Origin of the sequence: Pseudomonas sp. N2-3-1-14, assembly GCF_041228395.1 — a bacterium.
Lineage (GTDB): Bacteria > Pseudomonadota > Gammaproteobacteria > Pseudomonadales > Pseudomonadaceae > Aquipseudomonas.
On the sequence record NZ_CP166199.1, the window covers coordinates 4,073,021 to 4,092,161 of the forward strand.

The 19,141-nt window shown below is 63.7% G+C and carries 18 protein-coding genes; all 18 read right to left on the reverse strand.

Annotated features, from left to right (window positions below; translation table 11 throughout):
• Positions 1 to 121: 121 nt before the first annotated feature.
• A complete protein-coding gene (locus AB5I78_RS18590; RefSeq protein WP_369300984.1) occupies positions 122 to 556 on the reverse strand; it encodes a RidA family protein in 435 nt (144 codons plus the stop codon).
• An 11-nt stretch (positions 557 to 567) separates the two neighbouring features.
• Positions 568 to 2,151 (reverse strand): flavin monoamine oxidase family protein, encoded by a 1,584-nt coding sequence (locus AB5I78_RS18595; protein ID WP_369300985.1) that lies wholly within the window; start codon positions 2,149 to 2,151, stop codon positions 568 to 570.
• Positions 2,152 to 2,162: 11 nt separating this feature from the next.
• Entirely contained in the window at positions 2,163 to 3,086 is a 924-nt protein-coding gene (locus tag AB5I78_RS18600) for an ABC transporter substrate-binding protein (RefSeq protein ID WP_369300986.1), read from the reverse strand.
• Positions 3,087 to 3,103: 17 nt separating this feature from the next.
• Positions 3,104 to 3,877: an amino acid ABC transporter ATP-binding protein gene (locus AB5I78_RS18605; protein ID WP_242199205.1), complete on the reverse strand. Its 774-nt coding sequence runs from the start codon at positions 3,875 to 3,877 to the stop codon at positions 3,104 to 3,106.
• Positions 3,870 to 4,841: an amino acid ABC transporter permease gene (locus tag AB5I78_RS18610; protein WP_106578952.1), complete on the reverse strand. Its 972-nt coding sequence runs from the start codon at positions 4,839 to 4,841 to the stop codon at positions 3,870 to 3,872. Before AB5I78_RS18610 ends, AB5I78_RS18605 begins: the two co-directional genes overlap by 8 nt.
• 25 nt (positions 4,842 to 4,866) lie before the next feature.
• Positions 4,867 to 7,260 carry a TonB-dependent receptor plug domain-containing protein gene (locus AB5I78_RS18615; protein WP_369300987.1) on the reverse strand — a complete coding sequence of 798 codons (2,394 nt, stop codon included), beginning with the start codon at positions 7,258 to 7,260 and terminating at the stop codon, positions 4,867 to 4,869.
• Between the two features lie 852 nt (positions 7,261 to 8,112).
• The gene (gene gspD / locus AB5I78_RS18620) at positions 8,113 to 10,236 is read right to left on the reverse strand and encodes a type II secretion system secretin GspD (protein WP_369300988.1); all 2,124 of its coding nucleotides are present in this window, start codon (positions 10,234 to 10,236) and stop codon (positions 8,113 to 8,115) included.
• 5 nt (positions 10,237 to 10,241) lie between these two features.
• Complete coding sequence (locus tag AB5I78_RS18625) at positions 10,242 to 10,760, reverse strand: hypothetical protein (protein ID WP_369300989.1); 519 nt, start codon at positions 10,758 to 10,760, stop codon at positions 10,242 to 10,244.
• Entirely contained in the window at positions 10,757 to 11,356 is a 600-nt protein-coding gene (gene gspM, locus AB5I78_RS18630; protein ID WP_242151007.1) for a type II secretion system protein GspM, read from the reverse strand. The genes AB5I78_RS18625 and gspM overlap by 4 nt, the downstream gene beginning before the upstream one ends.
• On the reverse strand, positions 11,331 to 12,323 hold the full coding sequence (locus tag AB5I78_RS18635) for a type II secretion system protein GspL (protein WP_262210295.1): 993 nt from the start codon (positions 12,321 to 12,323) through the stop codon (positions 11,331 to 11,333). Before AB5I78_RS18635 ends, gspM begins: the two co-directional genes overlap by 26 nt.
• Positions 12,320 to 13,021, reverse strand: coding sequence for a helix-hairpin-helix domain-containing protein (locus AB5I78_RS18640; protein ID WP_145165887.1), 702 nt, complete (start codon positions 13,019 to 13,021; stop codon positions 12,320 to 12,322). Before AB5I78_RS18640 ends, AB5I78_RS18635 begins: the two co-directional genes overlap by 4 nt.
• Positions 13,018 to 13,626 carry a prepilin-type N-terminal cleavage/methylation domain-containing protein gene (locus tag AB5I78_RS18645; RefSeq protein ID WP_369300990.1) on the reverse strand — a complete coding sequence of 203 codons (609 nt, stop codon included), beginning with the start codon at positions 13,624 to 13,626 and terminating at the stop codon, positions 13,018 to 13,020. Before AB5I78_RS18645 ends, AB5I78_RS18640 begins: the two co-directional genes overlap by 4 nt.
• A complete protein-coding gene (locus tag AB5I78_RS18650; protein ID WP_145165885.1) occupies positions 13,623 to 13,955 on the reverse strand; it encodes a type II secretion system protein in 333 nt (110 codons plus the stop codon). The genes AB5I78_RS18645 and AB5I78_RS18650 overlap by 4 nt, the downstream gene beginning before the upstream one ends.
• Positions 13,952 to 14,377, reverse strand: coding sequence for a prepilin-type N-terminal cleavage/methylation domain-containing protein (locus AB5I78_RS18655; RefSeq protein ID WP_242199191.1), 426 nt, complete (start codon positions 14,375 to 14,377; stop codon positions 13,952 to 13,954). The genes AB5I78_RS18650 and AB5I78_RS18655 overlap by 4 nt, the downstream gene beginning before the upstream one ends.
• A gap of 7 nt (positions 14,378 to 14,384) precedes the next feature.
• The gene (gspG, locus tag AB5I78_RS18660; protein WP_145165883.1) at positions 14,385 to 14,834 is read right to left on the reverse strand and encodes a type II secretion system major pseudopilin GspG; all 450 of its coding nucleotides are present in this window, start codon (positions 14,832 to 14,834) and stop codon (positions 14,385 to 14,387) included.
• Positions 14,831 to 16,027, reverse strand: coding sequence for a type II secretion system inner membrane protein GspF (gspF, locus tag AB5I78_RS18665; protein ID WP_369300991.1), 1,197 nt, complete (start codon positions 16,025 to 16,027; stop codon positions 14,831 to 14,833). Before gspF ends, gspG begins: the two co-directional genes overlap by 4 nt.
• The gene (gene gspE / locus AB5I78_RS18670) at positions 16,024 to 17,721 is read right to left on the reverse strand and encodes a type II secretion system ATPase GspE (RefSeq protein WP_145165881.1); all 1,698 of its coding nucleotides are present in this window, start codon (positions 17,719 to 17,721) and stop codon (positions 16,024 to 16,026) included. Before gspE ends, gspF begins: the two co-directional genes overlap by 4 nt.
• Before the next feature lie 264 nt (positions 17,722 to 17,985).
• Entirely contained in the window at positions 17,986 to 19,026 is a 1,041-nt protein-coding gene (locus AB5I78_RS18675) for a LacI family DNA-binding transcriptional regulator (RefSeq protein WP_369300993.1), read from the reverse strand.
• Positions 19,027 to 19,141 lie beyond the last annotated feature (115 nt).

The following is a 19,141-nucleotide window of genomic DNA, read 5'->3' on the forward strand; positions in this document are numbered from 1 at the left end:
TACCGCGGCGGTTGGATTGGGAGCGCTTCGCACTCCAACGCGGGGCGAGCCCGCTCGCCACAGTAAGCCCGCTTGCCACAACAGCCCCGCTTGCCACAATTAACCTGCTCACTGCAAAAAATTACGCCGTACGGGCCGCGATAGCTTCGACTTCCACCAACGCCCCCGGCAAGGGCAACGCCACCACTTGCAACGCCGTACGCGCCGGTTTGTTCGGCTGCTCTGGCGTGCCGAAGAACTGCGTATAACCACGCTGCAACCCGGCAAAGTCCAGCTTGCCACCGGTTTCTTCAGCGCCGACCAGAAACACCCGCAACTGCACGATATCGCCCAGGTCCAGGTCTTGTTGTTGAAGGATCTTGCGCAGCTTGTTGAACACCGACACCGTCTGCACTTCGGTGCTGCCGTACGCGGCTGGCGTGCCTGCCGGTGCCTGCGCGTCGGCAGGATCCGGTAAGGTGCCGCTGACGAAAATCAGGCTGGCAGACGCCGGCACAGTCACGGTTTGCGAGATCGGAAAATCACCGACGCTGGTACGTTGAATGCTGTCGCTCATGAGGATGCTCCTTAAGACGCGGCCAATGCCGCACGCTGTGTTTGTTGCGTCACGCGGTCCGCCAGTTGCGCAACCACATGGCGCGCCGAGTTGGCCGCCGATTCCTGCCAGATGCCCACGCCGCTTTGCACCAGACCGTCTCCGGCGAAATACACGCGGCCATGGGCCTGTTCAAGCAAGGCACTGGCGTGGGCGGGGAAGTGTTCGCGTTGCAGCCACGGGCCTTCGCTGTAGGGAATCTGTTCCCAGGACACGGCCAGCGGGTTGCGCAGGTGTTTGGCGTAACCCGGATGCAACAGCTCCACGGCTTCCCTGGAGGTGGCGTACTGCTTATCGAACGGCTGCGCGCCAAACACGTCGGCGCCCTCCCCGGTCACGTATCCGGCCACCAGCAAGCCTTCGCGGGTGTTGAGGTCGTTGCTCGGGTACCAGAGCAGGCGCGCCGGGTGTTCGATCCAGGACAGGCCGCCGTAGGTGCGGTAGTCGGTTTCCCAGAAGCGCGGCGATTGCCACGCCACTTTGGTGGCCTGATCGCTGCGGGTGCTGAGCAACGCGGCTTTGATCGGGTCGCTGAAATCGGTGTCGAGTTTGGCCAGCAACGGCAGCGGTAAGGTCGAGACCAGGTAATCAGCGCGCACCACCTGTTCGCGGCCGCTGTGTGTGTCGTGGTAAGTCACCGCCACGCCGTCTTCCAGCTGACGGACCTGCCTGACCTGCGCGCCCAACTGCACGTGTTCGCTGACGCGTTGGTAGAAAGCGTCGGTGATGCGGTCCATGCCGCCGACCGGCTCGAACATGGTTGCCGAAAACTCAGGGAACTCAGTGTGCAATAACGCGCCCCACAGTTCGGGGTGCAGCAAGCGGTCCAGCGCCAGCGGGCTGCGGCTGGCGGGCAATGCGCCGGGATGCGCGGGCGACTCCAGGTGACCGGCGCGCAGGCTGCCCTCATAGGCCAGTTCTTGCGACAGATCGCCGTAGACCTGCAAGAAGGCCAGCAAGCGCGTGCGCTCTTCGCCGCTCAACACATCATCGAGTGCATCACGCTGCACGGCTTTGGCGAGCAAACCAGAGAGGTGCCCACGCGCATCATTGATCGCCTGGCCAACGGTGAATGCCGGCTGTTGCAGGTCCGGGCGCACCTGCGCGCCATGGCTGCTGTTGACCAGCACTTCCAGCGGCACGCCCAGCTCGCTGCAGTAATCCAGAATCGTTCGGTGCTGGCTGGGAATCCTGGCCGGGCCGGCGTTGAAATACAGGCCCTGATCAAATGCCACGGTTTGCGTGCGGCCGTCCTTGTAGTCCACGCGGTCGCCATGGCGCAGGGTCCAGGTGCGCCCGCCGACGCGATCGCGCGCTTCCAGCACTTGCACACTGAACCCGGCGCGGGTCAGTTCCAACGCAGTGACCAGCCCGGCAATCCCCGCCCCCAGCACCAACACGCGGGTGCCCTGCCCCAGGCCGGGCTTGAGTTTCAGCGGCTGCGGGCGTCGGTGCGACGACGGCCCCAGCCCCAATACCGCCAGTGCATCCTTGACTGCCTGCTCACCGCCTACCGCGGCAATGCTCGACAGCGCTTCACGTCGTGTCAGTCCCATGATCGATGCTCCTAGTCCGGCAGGCCCGGTGGGTTGATCAGCGACTTATCGACGCGCTCGATGTCCAGGCCCCAACGTTGCAGCACCTGTTCGTATTGGCCGCCGGCAATCGCGCCTTCAAGCGCCGTATGAATCGGCTGGACCAGGCCGTTGTCCTTGCGCGTGGTCACGGCGATATCCGCTTTCAGCGGCCAGCCACCATTGACCGTGCCGACAAGCTTGATGCCACCGGTGATGGCCGCCGAATAGGCGTACACCGAGTTAGGCCCGAACAGCGCATCGCTGCGCCCCGATTGCACCGCCAGCTGCGCGGCGGCCTGGTCGTCGAAGTACTGCAACAGCGCAGGCTTGATGCCGGCCTTTTCATTCGCATCGTTCCACGCCAGCAGGACTTTTTCCTGGTTGGTGCCAGAGCCGACAATGATCTTCAGCCCGGCAATGTCCGCGGCCTGCTTGATCGCGGTGATCTTGCTGGTGCTCTTGACGTAAAACCCCAGCACATCCTGGCGATACGTGGCGAAGTCAAAACGCCTCTTGCGCGCTTCGGTCACGGTGACGTTGCTGATCACCGCGTCGTATTTGCCTGAGCTGACGCCCAGCGGCCAATCCTCCCAGCTGGTCTGCACCACGTTGAGTTGCAGGCCAAGGCTGTCGGCGACCAGCTGCGCGGTGTCGGCCTCGCTGCCGATGGTGGTCTTGTCGTCATTGGCCAGCAGCGCCAGCGGTGGCCCGGCCACGCCGGACACAGCCACGGTGAACTTGCCCGGCTGGGCAAACTTGAAGCCTGGCGGGATCTGCGCGATGGCTGCTTCGTTGCGCGGCACATGAATGCGCACGCGGTCGGGGCTGAGGTCGACCTGTTGCACGGCAAAAGCGCTTTGCGCGGTGCTGACGGCAAGCGCCAGCAAGGCCACGCGGGCGGTATGGATGAACATGGCAGTCACTCCTTGAACTAAAGCACCTTGCCGAGAAAGGCCACGGTGCGGGGATGTCGGGGTTGGCGGAAAATCTGTTCGGGCGGGCCCTCTTCGATCAGTTGACCGTCGCATAGGAACACCACGTGGTCGGCCACCTCACGGGCGAAACCGATCTCGTGGGTGACGATCACCAGGGTCACGCCCAGTTGGGTCAGGCCCTTGATCACATCGAGCACCTCGCCCACCAGTTCCGGGTCGAGGGCTGAAGTGGGTTCGTCAAACAGCAGCACCTTGGGGTCCAGTGCCAAGGCGCGGGCGATGGCCACGCGCTGTTGCTGGCCACCGGAAAGCTGGCGCGGGTAGGCATCGACCTTGTCCGCCAGGCCAACCTTGGCCAGCAACTCGGCGGCCTTGAAGTGGGCTTCGGCTTTACGCCAGCGCTTGTGGGCCAACGGCGCTTCGGCGATGTTTTCCCAGGCGGTGAGGTGCGGGAACAGGTTGAAGTTCTGGAACACGAAACCCACGTCGATGCGCCGCTTGAGAATCTCGCGCTCTTTCAATTCGTAGAGCAGGTCACCCTTGCGCCGATAGCCGACGTATTCACCGTCGATGGTGATGTGCCCGCTGTCGATCTTCTCCAGGTGGTTGATGGTGCGCAGCAAGGTGGATTTGCCCGAGCCGGACGGCCCGAGGATCACCGTGACCTTGCCCGGGTCAATGGTCAGGTCGATGTCGTTGAGCACCTGCTGGTTGCCAAAGCGCTTGCCCACGCCCTGGATCTGGATGCGCCCGGCGCGTGCGTCACTCATGGGTTTTCTCCTTGAGCCAGCGGCGGATGCGTTGCAGCGGCGTCGGCGGCAGCACGCGCGCGGTACCACGCGCAAAGTGGCGCTCGACGTAATACTGGGCGCTGGTCAGCACGGTGGTGATGATCAGGTACCACACGGTGGCCACGATCAGCAGCGGGATAACTGCCTGGGTGCGGTTGTAGATGACCTGCACGGTGTAGAACAGCTCCGGCAAAGCCAGCACGTAGACGATGGACGTGCCCTTGACCAGGCCGATGATTTCGTTGAAACCCGAGGGCAGAATCGAACGCAGCGCCTGGGGCAGGATGATCCGGAAGATACGCCGCGAGGCTGGCAAGCCCAAGGCCGCCGCCGCTTCATGCTGGCCGGCATCCACGCCGATCAGGCCGCCGCGAATGATCTCTGCCGCGTAGGCCGCTTGCATCAGGCTCAGGCCCAACACCGCCACGGTGAATTGACTGAGCACATCCACCGTCGACCATTCGGCGAACACCACGCCGGTGAATGGCACGCCGAGCACGATGTGGTCATACAGGTAGGCAAAGTTGTAGAGGATGATCAGCACCAGCAGCGCCGGCATCGAGCGGAAAAACCAGATGTAGCCCCAGGCCAACGCCGCCAGCAGCGGCGAGCCCGACAGCCGCGCCAGGGCCAATGCCGTGCCGAGGATGATGCTGAACACGGTGCTGAGCAATGTCAGCAACAGCGTCTGGCCCAGGCCACGCAGCACCGACGGCGAAAAGAACCACTGGCCGAACACGCCCCACTCCCAGCGCGGGTTGGTGGCCAGCGAATGCACGATGGCCAGCAGCACCAGCGCGGCGAAAATCGACCCGGCCCAGCGCCACGGGTGCCGGGCCGGCACCACGTGCAAGGCTTTGATCGGCGTTGCGACACGCGCCTGGCGAACCGGGTAGTCGGTGACCTCATCGATCAGGTCATAGGTTTTGGCGACAATGGGCATGGTCTATTCCTCGCGAGTTGCGGCCTTAGAAGGCGTAAGTCAGCCGGGTGTAGTAGTACCCGCCGGTAAAACCGTAGGGTGAATACGTGCCGTAGCTGGCGAGCATGGTGCTGCTCGGCACGCCTTGTTTTTTGGGGTATTGGTCGAACAGGTTCTTGGCGCCGACGGCGACGTTCAGGTCTTTGGTGAGGTTGTAGCCAAGGTCGAGGTCGGTGATCCACTTGGCGCTGTAGACCCGGTCGAGGCTGCGGTCGGCGGAGACGTTGACCTCTTTGTAAGAACCGTAACGGGTCAAGGCCAGGTTGAGGTTGAAGCGGTCGATGCTCCAGTCACCGCCCAGGATCAGCTTGGTCTTGGGCTGCACATCGGTGATCAGGCCGCGGGCCTGGCGGTCCATCAGGTCATAGGAGGTGCCGAGGATGTCGGTGGACGCCTTGTAGTTGAGGATCTTGGTCTGGTTCCAGTTGAACGCGGCCGTCCACTTCAGCGAGCCGTACGGGCCGATGTCCTGGTTGTAGTTGCTGACCAGGTCCACGCCTTTGGTGCGGGTGTCGGCGCCGTTGATGAAGTACTGGCCGCCGGAGGTGGAGTTGATGCCGTTGTTCTGCAAGACCTGGGTGACTTCCGGGCCCAGCAGGGTGCCGGTCAGGGTGATGCGGTCACGCAGGTTGATCACGTAGGCGTCGGCGGTGAAGTTCAAGCGGTCGGTGGGCGTGAGGGTGAAACCGAGGCTGAAGTTGGTCGAACGCTCGGGTTTCAAGCCCTCGGCGCCCAAGGCCTTGGCCGCCGCCGACCCCACGGGCAACACGCCGTAGTTGATCGATTGATACACGCCGTCAACCACGCCATAGGTCGTGGAGCGCGCGCTGAACAGGCTGTTGGCCAGGGACGGCGCGCGAAAACCATTGCTGACCGTAGCGCGCACGGCGAACTGCGGGGTGAAATCGTAGCGCGTGGTCAGTTTGCCGCTGCGGGTCGCGCCGACGCCTTCGTTGTAATGCTCATAGCGCAACGCGGTGCCCAGGTACCAGTCCGGCAGCGGGTTGAAGCCCACATCGACATAGCTGGCGAGGCTGTTGCGCGAGGCGCTGCTCTCTTCCGCCGGTGAAATGCCGTTGGTGACCTGCGCCCCGGACGACGCGCAATTGCCCGGCGCCACGCAGTAACCGCCATTGGCATAGGACGCGTAGTCACCGGCCTGCACCTCATAGGTGTCGCGCCGATGCTCGAAGCCGTAAGACAGGTCCAGCGGCTTTTGCAGGCCAATGTCGAAGCCGCGCTTGAAGTCAAGGTTGGTGGTCAGCTCGGTGGAAATCCAGGTGCCGGAGGTGAAGCTGTTGGGTGTGTACTCGCCCAGCGACGGGTTCTGGTTGTGGGTGGTGCCCTGCTCCGCTTCGTTGCGCCCGTAGGTGGTGGACAGATCCCAGTCCCACGCGCCGACCGTGCCCTTGCCGCCGAACGCGGCCTGGAAATCATCCTCGTCGATGTACCAGGTCGGCGTGTAGCCGGCCGGGTAGCCATTGGGCCCGGTGGTGATGGTGTTGGTGATGGTCGGCAGGCGGAAGTTCTGGCCTTGCTCGGCCTTGCGTCGCGAGTAGGTGGTGAAGGAATACAGGCTCAAACTGTCATCAATCGGCAGCTCGGCGTTGTAGCCCAGGGTCAGCAGGTTGGTCTTGGGCGTGCCGTAGCCGCCATAAGTGGACTTGCCCGCCAGGCCATAGGCTTGCTCGTAGGTGTAACCGTTGGCGCTGGCCTTGTTGTCGTCATTCTGGCTGCGTGCGTCCAGGGCCAACTGCACGATGCCGCCGTTGCCGATTTCGAAACCCTTGTTGAGGCTTTGCTGCACGGTCTGTTTCTTGCCGTCGTAGCCCTGGCCGATGTTGGTCACAGCGGTGCCGCTGGTGTCGGCCTTGAGGATCACGTTGATCACCCCGGCAATGGCGTCCGAGCCGTATTGGGCGGCAGCGCCGTCGCGCAGCACTTCAACGTGGTCGATGGCGCTGATCGGGATCAGGTCCAAGTCAGCCGGAGCCGCGCCGGTGTTGATGCCGTTGATGTTCAGGGTGGCGCTGGTGTGACGGCGCTTGCCGTTGACCAGCACCAGCACTTCGGCGGCACTCAGGCCGCGCAGGTTCGGGGCGCGGGCAATACCGCTGGCGTCCCAACCGGTTTTTTCCGGCAGGGTCAGCGACGGGATGACGGCGCTCAAGGCTTCCATCAAACCGGGCTTGCCAGTGTTTTGCAGTTGCTTGGCGCTGACGACATCGATTGGCACCGGGCTGCTGGTGACGGTGCGCTGCTCGGCGCCACGGTTGCCGGTGACCACCACGGTGGACAGGGTGCTGTCGTCCTGGGCCTGAGCTGCACTCGCCAGCAGGGCCAGCGCCAGGGCGGTGGTGGGGTGTAAAACGTGCTTCATGGCCACTCCAGACTTTCCAGATCGCGAAGTCGGGCGCTCGCGCGGTCGGGCGCGGTGCTCGGATTTTTCGAGGGTGTTTCGGCGATTGGAAACTAGGTGTGGGGCGAGCGAGGGGTTTGAATGGGCAACATACGTTGAACTCCGTTCCAACGATTCTGCCGCAGGGTCTTTACCCGGTTATGGCGCGCAGAATCTGAATCACGCTGGGTACCATCCGAGGTCAGGGGTAGGCTGTTGCGATCAAACATAACGGAATGGATTTTAAAAATATAATGCTATTTGGGTATAAGCTAATATTCTCTACTTTCATTATTTATTAATAATTTTATTCGTATTGGTAATGTCTTATTGAGATCAGGCGCGGGTCGCCAGCGTGGTTTAACTTGAGCACCCAGGATCAAAATCTACAGCTCGGCGGGCTGACAGCCGACCTGATCCTGGAGGCTGCACTCAATCAAATGTGGGAGCTGGCTTGCCTGCGATGCAGACAACTCGGTGGATCAGGCATACCCGGTTGATGCCATCGCGGGCAAGCCCGCTCCCACATTTGGATCTCTGTGCATCAGATAGAGATGTGTTGCTGTGCTTTTGCTTCTACCACTCAGGTCGGCTACCAGGCCGCCGTGCTCTGCTTTTCCAAAGCCTGCGTGAGGGCACACCGAGCCCAGGCGAGGTGCCGAGTGGTGGGGCGAGGACCTTTTGGTTACTTTTGGGTCCGTACAGGTCCTTCCAAAAGTGACCCGCTGTAAAAGCGGAACCCATAGCAGCCGTTACCACAGCAACGGATATGTACACGAGCTACCACCATCCCAGGCAACCCAACTCCCACATTTTCCACCCCATTGCTTCACTTCATCTCGCCGGCCGCAGCAACTGCATCTGCTGGCGATAATCATCCGTCACCTGCCGCGCCTGGCTGCTGCTGGTAATCACCCGAGGCGTAATTAACACAATCAACTCCGTGCGATCCTTGGACTTGCTGGTGTTACCAAACAACCACCGCAACCCAGGAATTTTGCCCAGATACGGCACAGCACTGACACTCTGCGCGTTGTCCTGCTTGATCAACCCGCCCAGCAACACCGTCTGCCCACTTTGCACCGCGACCTGCGTCGACACCGAGCGCGTCGATATCCGCGGATTCACCGGAGTATCACTGGTACCACTCTGAGTTTCGGCATCACTGACCTGCTGCTGAATATCCATGTACACCAACCCGCCCGGATTAATGCGCGGCACCACATCCAGAATCACCCCGGTCTGCACGTACTCGACGCTGCTCAAGGTGGAATCGGCGTTGCCGGTATTCACCGTGGTCTGACTGATAGGAATGTTATCCCCCACCTGAATCTGCGCCGGCTGGTTATTCATCACCACCAACGACGGCGCCGACAGCACCTGAGTGCGCCCATTGGTCTCCAACGCATGCAACGCCACCTGCAAATTGGTGCTGACAAACGAATAAAACAACGAATCCGACGCCCCCAGCCCTGCCCCGCCGCCCCCGAGCGCCCCCTGGCTGCCCGAGGCATTCGCCACCGTATTACTTCCCGAATTCCCCGCCAGGCGCCCCAGATACCACTGCACCCCAAGGTCCAGTTCCCCGGTCAACTTGACCTCAAGAATGCGCGTCTCGATCTGCACCTGAAGCGGCGGATTATCGAGGCGTTTGATCGCCGCTTCGATCTCCTTCCACTGCGCCGGACGCGTGCGCACCAGCAGTTGGTTACTGCTCTTCTGCGCGGTAATCCGAGTACCGGCTTCAAGACTTTTATCCGCCGCAGGCGCAGCAACGTCCGGTGCTTGCTCAGGCTCCTCGGCAGGCGGCGGCGCATCTTGCAACCCGCCGGAATTGCTGTTGAGCGACGACAACGTCGCCGTGCGCAACCCCGGCGCAACCTTCGCCGGCGCGTCGTCCTTGATCGCGTCATTGCCGTAGATCTGGCGCAGGTACCTGGCCAGGTCCGAAGCCTTCATATTGCGCACATCGTAGACATACATCTGCGGCTCGTTACCGCCGCCCTCATCGATGGTGCGGATCCAGTCACCCACCTCGCTGAGGTACTGCGGCTGTGAAGAAATCGCCACCACCGAATTGGTGCGCTCAATCGGCAAAAACCGCAGCATGCCCGCCAACGGCATGCCACTGTCCGGGCCGAACATGGCTTGCAGCTCGGGCATCAACTCGGCCACTGACGCGCGTTGCAGGCCGAACACGCCCACCGACATGCCCTTGAGCCAGTCCACATCAAAGGTGTCGATGGTTTCCTGATAATTGGCCAGTTCCTCCGCGGTGCCGGCCAGGCTGAGGATATTGCGCGCCGGGTCCACCAGCAAAAACGCGTTCTCGCGGGCAAACGGCTTGAGCAGCTTTTGCATCTCGGTGGCGGAGATATACCGCAGTGGGAACAACCGCGCAGAGAGGCCGCTGGACGGCGCCGCCACGTGCATTTGCGGCACCAGCTTGCCGGCCACGGCCTGGTCGGCGGGCAGGATCACATAGCGCTGGCCCTGGCGGATCATCGCGTTGTCGGTCCAGGACAGCAGGGTTTCCAGAATCGACAGCGCCTGCTGCTTGTCCACCGGTTTGGAGGTGGAAAAGCTGACGTTGCCCTTCACGCCCTGGGCGATGCTGTAGTTCTCGTGCAGCAGGTCGCCCATCACGCTGTTGATCACCGCTTCGATGGGCTGGTCGGCGAAGTTGAACACGATGTCGCCGCCCTGCTCCTTCGCGCTCGGTGATGCGGCGGGCGGGCGCACGAATTGCTGGTTGCCACGGATCACCTGGCGCTGTGGCGCTGACCTGGCTGCAAGCGGCGGGCTTTCAGGCGCAGGCGCCGCAGTCGGCGGCCGTTGTGAACCGGTGCCCTGCATGGCTTCGTGCAGCAGCTCGTCGTCCGCGTCGGGGCGGTCGGGGAAGGCGCCACAGCCACCCAGTGCGAGGGCGGTGGCCAGGCAAAATGTTGAAGTGCGCATGTCGATCAAGGGAGGGGCTCGCGGGGAAGAGTAATCGGGGGCCGGGTGGACGGCGGCGGCAGGCGTTTGGCATAGAGGTGCAAGGTTTGCGTGCGGCCATCCAGGGCAAAACGGGCGTATTGCGGCGTCAGGTGTTCCAGGCGCCAGCCGTTGGGCAGCGTCTGGCCCAGGCGCACGGTCAGCGGGCGGCCGTCGGCCTGCTTGAGCATCGCCATTTGCAGGTTGCCAGTGATCATGATGCCGCTGAGGGTCAGGTTGGCCAGGCTCGAGACTCGGGCTTTGCCTACCACGCTGTCGGGGCTGCGATCAGGGCTGAACAGCGGCGTTTGCCACGTGGCGGCGAGGCTGTCGAGTGTCACGCTTGGCGCCACGCGCGCACTGACCGCAGGGTGCGCGCGCACGACGGGTTCGGGCAGCCACTGCGGTTCATCGCCGATGCTGCTGAGGATGACCGCCATCAGCACGCCGAGTAACCCGGCCAAGCCGAGCAAGCCCCATTCCAGGGGACGCAGTGCGCCGATCATCGCGCCACCTGCGGTTGCAGATAGCCGCGCACCAACAGGTGCACCAGCAGTTTTCCCGCCCCGCCGCTGGCTGGCGCCTGCTGGCCGCGACGGATGCGCAGCTCATCCACAAACAAAAACGGCGGCTGGTACTCCAGCTCATGCAGCACGGCTTCCAAGGGCTCGATGGCGCAGTTCAGGGTCAGGCTGACTTTGACCTGACGATACGGCTCGCCCTCGTCCTGCTCGGGGGTGATGGGCTTGCGTTGGGTCAGGCTGCAGCCGCCGCCGAGCGTGGCGTGGCTGTTGATCAGGTCGGCAAGACGCTGCATCAGGTCGGCGGCCACCACGTCAGGGTCATCGCCCGGCAACAGGCTGGTGCTGCTGGCCGGGTCCTGGCGGGCCTGTTGCAGTTGCTGGCGCAGCGCATCGCCCTGGCGCACCACGCCGGCGTAGCGTTGCTGCTGCTCGCGCAACTGCTCGGCCTGTTCGCCCATGTCACGCAAGGGGCCGGCGAACCAGCTGTCGATCAACAGCCAGTAGGCCGCGCCGACGACCACGGCCAGCAGCAGCAAGGCCGCGCCGCGACGTTCACGGGGTGTGAGGGGTCGGCGCATCGGCGGCCTCCTGGCGTAGGTGGGCACGCAAGGCAAACTGGTCCTTGCCGGTGCGCGCATCGGGTTGAATCACCCCTTCGAACTGGGCGTTTTCCAGGCTGTGGCAACCCTTGATGCGGGTGATCAGCGCGCTGGCCTTGGCGCTTTGCCCGGAGATGGAAATCTCGCCGTCCTTGACGTCCAACTGGTCGAGCCAGGTGTCGGCGGGCAGGCAGGTGGTGAGGTCATTGAGCAACGCGGCCAAGGGCGGCTGCGCCAGTTTGCGCCGGGTCAGGTATTGCGCCGCGCCACGGGTATTGAGCAGTTGCTGGCGCAAGGCGTGCACTTCGGCAACCTGGGCTTTTTGCTGCTGCACGCTGGCGCGCATGGCGTCGAGCACGCGCTGGCGGTCGTTGAGCCACAGCAACATCGCCGCAATCAGCAAGGCGCCGCATAGCCACGGCAGGCTGCGTTGCAGGCCTTTGCCGGTGGGGCGTTGGCGCGGGCGCAGTGGCGCCGGGAGCAAGTCGATGCCCAAGTGATTCACATCCACCCGATGAGGGTGCACGCCGAGGGCGGCGCAGTCGGTGAGGATCTGGTCCAGCTGTTCGCGCAGGATCGCCACCAGCGTGACCTGCAGGTGCGTGGCGGTGCGTTGCTCCTGGCGCGCGACGAAGTACAGCTGGTCAGCCTCGAAGGGCGTGTAGCGATCCAGCTCGTACCCGACCACGGCGGTCAGGTTGCGCGCGGCGGCCAGCGGCAGCTGCACGGTTTGCAGCAGCACCGCGTCGGGCGCGAGCATCAGCACCTGGCGCGCGCTGGCGAGTGTGACCGGTTCGCTCAGTGGCCAGTGGCAGACCTGCTCAGGCGGCTCGCTCAGGGCCAGCCATTTCGGGACACAGGCGCGCAACTCCGCGAGCCACAGGCGCCAGCCCTGTTGCAGCAGGCTGCCGCGCCAGTGCCGGGCGATGGGTTCCAGTCGATTCATTCTTGCCAACGCAGCACCCGGTAGGGTTGCGCGCTGTCCTCCGAGGGGCTCAATAAAACGGTGAGTTGCAGGCGTGCCTGGTAGCCGCCGGGACGCTGTGCGTGGCTGTCGACCACCAGCACCACACCCGGGTCGGCGCCTTCGGCGTTCTGACGCGGCAAGTTCAGCGCCTTGCGCATCAGCGGGCTGGCGAAGGCCGGATCGGGTCGATCCAGGTCACTCCACAGGGTGATTTCCGGCAGCAATTGGCTGTACAGCGTTTGTGTCATGCCGGGCAGCTGGCGCACTTCTTCCAGCACCCGAAACGGCGGCAGGCCGTGCTTGCGGCGCGCCTCAAAGGCTTTGATCAATTGGTCGGCCTGGGCCTGGGTGGCGCCGCAGGCCAGGGCCAGGCGCATCAAGTCATCGGCCTCGGCGTTGATCAGGTAGAGCTTGCCGCGCTCGCTGCGCAGGCTGACGTGCAACTGGGCATCGTCGAAGGTCAGCGGGATGTCACGGCCGTCGGCAACCCAGCGCCGATCGGCCATGACCAGGGCGATGCCGGCTTCGGCAGCCAGCACGGTCTGGGTGTGCTGGCGCAACCACAGGGCCTGACGGCTTTGCAGCTGTACCCAACCGGCCAGGCCGCCGAGCAACACACTGAGCAAGGCCAGTGCCCACAGCACCAGCAGCAGCGCAGCGCCGCGTTGGCGCCTCATTCCTCCAGCGCTCCGCTGGCGAGGTTAAGACGCAGGGCAATCACTTGGGTAACCCACGGCAGCGGGCCGTCGATACGCGCGGCAATACGCACCGCAGCGGGCAAACGCTTGGGCCACGGCCATTGGTTGATCCATCCGGTGGCTTGGCCCAAAGGCGATACGCCGCGGTAACTGAACTGCACGTCCTGGACGTTTTTGAGCAGCACTTGCGGCTCACTGCGGGCGACGTTGGTGTGCGATTCGAGCTGAGCAAACGACACCTGCAATGCCTGTTTTTGCGCTTGCAGCGTGAACCGCTGAATGCCGCCGCCGAGCACACCTGGCAGCGTCGCCACAAACTGCAATCGCTGGGGCGTGCCGACAAAAAAACCATCGGTCTGGCTGTCATCTTCGGTGACGTCCAGCGGCAGCGCTTCACTGATCGCCGTGCGTAGAAACTGCTGGGCGGCGCGCATCTCATCCAGGCTGGTGGTGTAGCGCTGGGCCTTGGACACGGCGCGATTGGCGCCCAGCAACGCCCCGCCCACCAGCACCAGCAGCACCGCGAGCAGGCTCAGCACCACGAGGATCTCCAGCAAGGTGAAGCCCTGCTCGCGGCGCTTCACAGGCGCGCCTTCAAGGTACTGAAACGGGCCTGGTGCGGCCCTTCGCTGACGGTCAGGTCGAGGCGAAAAAGGTGCGGCTGTTGTCGGGTCTGGGTCAGTTGCCAGTGGATGCCCTGCAAGTCACCTTCACTGACACCTTCAGCCAGCGGCCCCGCCGCTTCCTGGTCGAGTACCGTCAGCGCCGCATGGGTGAGGCGGTCGCTGTGGGCGACTTGCGACAACGAGCGCGCGCTTTGGCCAAAGGCGACCAGCAACACTGTGCCGCACACCGCCATCAAGGTCAGTGCGGCGAGCATTTCAAGCAAGGTGAAGCCTGTCTGGTATTTCATGGCAGCGCCTTGGACTGCACGCTGCCGGTCAGCCAGCCCACGTCGATACGCCAGCGCCGGCTGCCATTGGCCAACAACAGGTGGCCGCCGGTTGAGCTGCCGTCGGGGTAAAACTCGACAGCCGAGCCGGCCTGTTCGGCAGTGTGCAAGCTCACCTGCAACTCAGCCGGCCAGCGTTGCAGCGCGCGGCCCGGCGCCTGGAAGGTCATTTTCTGCAGGTCGAATTCAGTGCGCGCCGCCGTGCCGCTGACAACCGCCCCGGCCCGCGTGGTGCGCAGCGCATCGACCATCTGCCCGACCACGCGACGCTCTTGCGCCGCCTGCAAACCCTGGCGCACGCCCAGCCCCAGCAACCCGGCGGCGAGGCCGATCAACAGGATGACCACCAGCATCTCCAGCAGGGTAAAGCCGCGCTGGGCCATGGCGAGGTTATTCCCAGTTGCCCAGGTCGGCGCTGTAGCCATCGCCGCCCGGCTGGCCGTCCTGACCGTAGAAAATCAAATCGAAGGCGCCGTGCTCGCCGGGGTAGCGATAGCCGAAGGCATGGCCGAACGGGTCCTTGAGGTCGGAGGGCTTGGCGTAGGGGCCGGCCCAGCTGGATGCGTTGGCGGGCTTGTCCACCAGCTGTCGCAGGCTGTTGGGCGGTGCGCCGACGTCGAGGGCATAGCTGTCGATTTTCATGCTCAGGCCGGCCAGCTGCGCCTTGCCTGCGCCGTATTTGCCCTTGTCCACGTTGCCGCCGACCTGGCGCACCACAATGGTCGCGACAATGCCCAGCAACACGATCACCGCGAGCATTTCGAGCAGGGTGAAACCGCTTTGGCGGCGTGTCGATCCGAGTTGAAGGTGTCGCATGGGAGTGGCTCCTTGAAGGTTCATATATTGCTGGTCAGGCTCATCAGCGGCAGCATGATCGCCAGCATGATTACCGCCACCAGCACGGCCATGACCACGGTCAGCGACGGCACCAGCGCGGCGAGCAGGCGGTCGATGCCGCGTTTGGCTTCGACGTCGAACACCTCGGCGACCTTGAGCAGCATGCTGTCCAGTTCACCGGCCTGTTCGCCGACTTCAATCATTTGCAGGGCCAGGTCTGGCAGCAGCGGTTGCGCGCCGAACGCGCTGGCGAGGGTGCCGCCGCCTTTGACCGATTCCGCCGCCTCCGCCACTTGTGCCTGCAGCGCACGGTTGGTGCAGACTTGGCGGGCAATGACGAGTGCCTGCAGCAAGGCCACGCCGTTGCTGAGCAAGGTGCCGAGGGTGCGCGTCAGCCGGGCGGCTTCGACGCGTTGCAGCAGCGGGCCGATCACGCGAATGCCGAGCAGGCGGCGGTCGTAGCGCTGCCTGCGCAGCGGATCACGCAGGCGTGCCGCCACGATCCAGATGACCGCCACCAGAGCGCCCAGGACCCACACGCCATAGGCGCCGAGGAACTGGCCAAGCGCGAGAATGACCTCGGTGATCAGCGGAATCGGCACGCCCAGGTCCTGGAAAATCGGCACGAATTGCGGCACCACGTACGCCAGCAACAGCGCCAGCGAACCCACTACACCGACCACCAGGAACGCCGGGTAGATCAGCGCATTGATGACGTCGCCGCGCAGCAACTGGCTGCGTTCCAGGTAGTCGCCCAACTGATGCAAGGTGCTTTCCAGCGCGCCACCGGCCTCACCGGCGCGCACCATGCTCAAATACAGCGCCGAGAACGTGTCGCCCTCCTCCTCCAGCGCGGCGGATAACGGCTTGCCCGCCTTGACGTGGTCGCGGATACGCTCGATCAGCGCGCGCACCTGGGGTTGGCCGGGTGGTTTGAGCAGCAGGCCCAACGCGCGCTCAAGCGGCTGACCGGCGCCGAGCAACGTGGCCAGTTGCTGGGTAAAGCTCACCAGGGCTGCGCCCTTCAACGGCCCGCGCACAGTGCGCAGCAGCGGGCTGCCGGCCACTTCGATGTGCAACAGCAGTAAACCGCGTTTGTGCAGGACGGCGATGGCAGCCGCCTGGTCCTGGGCTTGCAGCGTACCGTTGTGGGCCACGCCCTGGCTGTCCAGCGCGCGAAACTTGAACAGGCTCACGCGCCCTCTCCACGGGTGACGCGCAGCACTTCTTCCAGCGAGGTGACGCCCGCCAGCGCCTGGCGCAGGCCTTCTTCATGCAAGGTGCGCAGACCGGCGCGGCGCGCGGCCTGCTCCAGCGTGGCGGCGTCGGCGTGGCGCATCAACAGGCTGCGCAGTTCGTCGTTCATCACCAGCAATTCGGTGATTGCACTGCGACCGCGATAAGTGCCCTTGTAGAGCAGGATCGGGCGCTGGTCGGTCAAGCGATCCAGGCCATGTTCTTCGATCAGTTCCGGCGCGGCTTCGAATGCCACGCGGGTCGCCGGGTCCAGGCGCCGTACCAGGCGCTGGGCGAGAATGCCGCTGACCGTCGAGGCGATCAGGTAGCTTTCCACGCCCATGTCCAGCAAGCGCGTGATGCTCGCGGCGGCGCTGTTGGTGTGCAGGGTGGAGAGCACAAGGTGGCCGGTGAGCGAGGACTGGATGGCGATGCGGCAGGTCTCCAGGTCGCGGATTTCGCCGACCATGATCACGTCCGGGTCCTGGCGCACGATGGAGCGCAGCGCGCCGGCGAAGTCCAGGCCAATGGCGGGCTTGACCTGGATCTGATTGATGCCTTCGAGCTGGTATTCCACCGGGTCTTCAACGGTGATGATCTTGCGTTCAGCGGTGTTGAGCCGCGACAACGCGGTGTAGAGCGTGGTGGTTTTGCCTGAGCCTGTGGGCCCGGTGACCAGCAGGATACCGTGCGGGCGTTCGAGCAGGTCGAGAAACGCCGCCAGGCGCTGGCCGTCAAAGCCCAGGCTCTGGAAGTCGAACTGCACGGTTTGCCGGTCGAGCAGGCGCATCACCACCGATTCGCCGAAGCTGGTGGGCACCGTGGACACGCGCAGGTCCAGCGCCTTGCCCTGGACGCGCAGCATGATCCGCCCGTCCTGAGGCAGGCGCCGTTCGGCGATGTCCAGGCGCGCCATGATCTTGACCCGCGAGATCACCGCCGCCGACGAACTGGCCGGCGGCGCTTCGGCGTCGTGCAGCACACCGTCGATGCGGTAACGCACCTTGAGCTGGTTTTCGAAGGGTTCGATGTGGATATCCGACGCGCGCTGTTCCACCGCACGCTGCAGGATCAGGTTGACCAGGCGAATCACCGGCGCTTCGGAGGCCATGTCCTTGAGGTGTTCGATATCTTCCAGCGCCCCGCCCTGCTCATCGAGGTTTTCGATCAGGGTGCCCATGGCGGAGCGGCCCTGGCCGTAGTAACGCTCGATCAGCGTGTCGACTTCAGTACGCGGGCCGATGGCCAGCCACACCGGCACCTGGCAGGCGTAGGCCAGGGCTTGAAAGGGATAGAGGTGCGCCGGGTTGGCCGCCAATACGCGCAGGCCACCTTGGGCCCAGCCCATGGGCACAACCTGGTAGTGGCGCATAAAGCGTTCAGTGAGGGCGGGCAATGGGTCGAGCAGCGGCGGCGCGGCATCGGCCAGCAACAGCGGCGCGCCAAGCAGGTCCGCCCAGGCGCGGGCCAGTTCGATTTCAGAGACCAGCCCCAGACGCGCGAGCAGGCCGAGCAGGTCGCCGGCGTCCGTAGACAGGCGCCGGGCGCGCTCCAGGTCGACCGTTTTCAGCCCGGCGTGCCGCATCAGCCACGCGCACACGTGGTCGGTGTGCGGGATCTGCAGAGTGCAGGCATCGATGGGCATTGACGACATAGTGTGGGGTGTCTAGTTGCGAGAAAGTATGGCTATTTGGAACTACTGGCCAATACCGGAGAAGTGCCATTAGTTCGCCACGCCGCAGTCGGGGTTAACCGGGTTAATCGACTGAAAGTTGTAAATCTAGTTCCTGATGGCTGGAAACAAACTGAAAAGAATACGCATTGGCTGTCCCGGATTTCCGGTACAGCCCTTGATTTAGGGCCTTTGGAGTGAATCAGCAGAAGTGAGCTAGTTGCAATTAGCCACTTCACTAGTTATTCAAGTGCTCTCACGCTCAATCAAGCGACACTCCAGAAGATTCAATCGCACAACTTCATCCTCCACTGGCAGAACACCCAAACTTTCAAGTACCCGCGTGGCGGCTAATATTCCGATTTCCAGGGCTGGCGGTTTTATCGTGCTCAGACTTGGCAAAAGCATTTGGGCAAAGGGGTAATCACCAAAACCGAGCACGGCGCAGTCTTGCGGGATGTTCAATCCGGCCCGCTGGCCTGCCAGCAAACCACCGGCGGCCAGGTTGTCGTTGGCGAAGAAAATCGCATCCGGCGGCGTGGCGTGGCTCATCAGCACCTGCATTGCCTGCTTGCCGGCTTCGAAAGGCGCCAGGTCCGCATCCGGGGCAAACACCCAGGGCTGCACACCCAGTTGGGCGGCGGTGGCGGCATAACCGTCGCGCCGCTCCAGCGCACTGAAGTCGCCGGGCGCACTGTTCTGCACGAAGGCGATGCGCCGATACCCTTTGGCATGCAGGTAGCGCGCAGCACTGACGCCCACCTCGTAATGGGAGAAGCCAATCTGCAAGGGTTCGCGCGCGGGCACGTAATCCCAGGTTTCCACCACCGGAATGTCTGCCTCGGCGATCATTTTTTCAGTGCCCGCGCTGTGGAAACGACTGGTCAGTACCAACGCCGCCGGCGACCACCCGAGAAACGCGCGCACCGCACTTTCTTCCTGGTCGGCGCTGAAGTAACTGGACGCCAATAGCAGCTGATAACCATGGCGGCTGAGCGTGTCACTGAAGCCCTGGATGGTGTTGGCAAAGATCGGCCCGGAGATGTTGGGAATCACCATGGCCACGATCCGCCCACGCGCCGAGGCCAACCCACCGGCCACCAGATTGGGCACATAACCCAACTCGGCCACCACCGCCGCGATACGCTCCCGGCGCTCTGGCGAGACCTGCTCTGGCTGATTGAAATAGCGCGACACGGTGATCGCCGACACCCCGGCCTGGCGCGCCACGGTATTAAGAGTGACGCGCCCGGCGCCACGGCGTTTGCGCGGTTTTTCTTCGCTCAAGAGGCAATCCTGTTAGACACGAAAAGGCATATAGGACTAATTTTTTAGTATTTGACGCTCTAAACCAGTCCCAACAATAATGCCGATGTTAGCGCTACCAAAGCGCTTTGTCTGC

Excerpts from the sequence above, each read along its gene's own strand:
- AB5I78_RS18595 (WP_369300985.1), bottom strand. The coding sequence starts at position 2,151 with ATGGGACTGACACGACGTGAAGCGCTGTCGAGCATTGCCGCGGTAGGC.
- gspD (WP_369300988.1), bottom strand. The coding sequence starts at position 10,236 with ATGCGCACTTCAACATTTTGCCTGGCCACCGCCCTCGCACTGGGTGGC.
- AB5I78_RS18605 (WP_242199205.1), bottom strand. The coding sequence starts at position 3,877 with ATGAGTGACGCACGCGCCGGGCGCATCCAGATCCAGGGCGTGGGCAAG.
- AB5I78_RS18625 (WP_369300989.1), bottom strand. The coding sequence starts at position 10,760 with ATGATCGGCGCACTGCGTCCCCTGGAATGGGGCTTGCTCGGCTTGGCC.
- AB5I78_RS18635 (WP_262210295.1), bottom strand. The coding sequence starts at position 12,323 with ATGAATCGACTGGAACCCATCGCCCGGCACTGGCGCGGCAGCCTGCTG.
- AB5I78_RS18650 (WP_145165885.1), bottom strand. The coding sequence starts at position 13,955 with ATGAAATACCAGACAGGCTTCACCTTGCTTGAAATGCTCGCCGCACTG.
- gspG (WP_145165883.1), bottom strand. The coding sequence starts at position 14,834 with ATGAACCTTCAAGGAGCCACTCCCATGCGACACCTTCAACTCGGATCG.
- AB5I78_RS18590 (WP_369300984.1), bottom strand. The coding sequence starts at position 556 with ATGAGCGACAGCATTCAACGTACCAGCGTCGGTGATTTTCCGATCTCG.
- gspE (WP_145165881.1), bottom strand. The coding sequence starts at position 17,721 with ATGTCGTCAATGCCCATCGATGCCTGCACTCTGCAGATCCCGCACACC.
- gspM (WP_242151007.1), bottom strand. The coding sequence starts at position 11,356 with ATGCGCCGACCCCTCACACCCCGTGAACGTCGCGGCGCGGCCTTGCTG.
- AB5I78_RS18655 (WP_242199191.1), bottom strand. The coding sequence starts at position 14,377 with ATGGCCCAGCGCGGCTTTACCCTGCTGGAGATGCTGGTGGTCATCCTG.
- AB5I78_RS18610 (WP_106578952.1), bottom strand. The coding sequence starts at position 4,841 with ATGCCCATTGTCGCCAAAACCTATGACCTGATCGATGAGGTCACCGAC.
- AB5I78_RS18615 (WP_369300987.1), bottom strand. The coding sequence starts at position 7,260 with ATGAAGCACGTTTTACACCCCACCACCGCCCTGGCGCTGGCCCTGCTG.
- AB5I78_RS18600 (WP_369300986.1), bottom strand. The coding sequence starts at position 3,086 with ATGTTCATCCATACCGCCCGCGTGGCCTTGCTGGCGCTTGCCGTCAGC.
- AB5I78_RS18640 (WP_145165887.1), bottom strand. The coding sequence starts at position 13,021 with ATGAGGCGCCAACGCGGCGCTGCGCTGCTGCTGGTGCTGTGGGCACTG.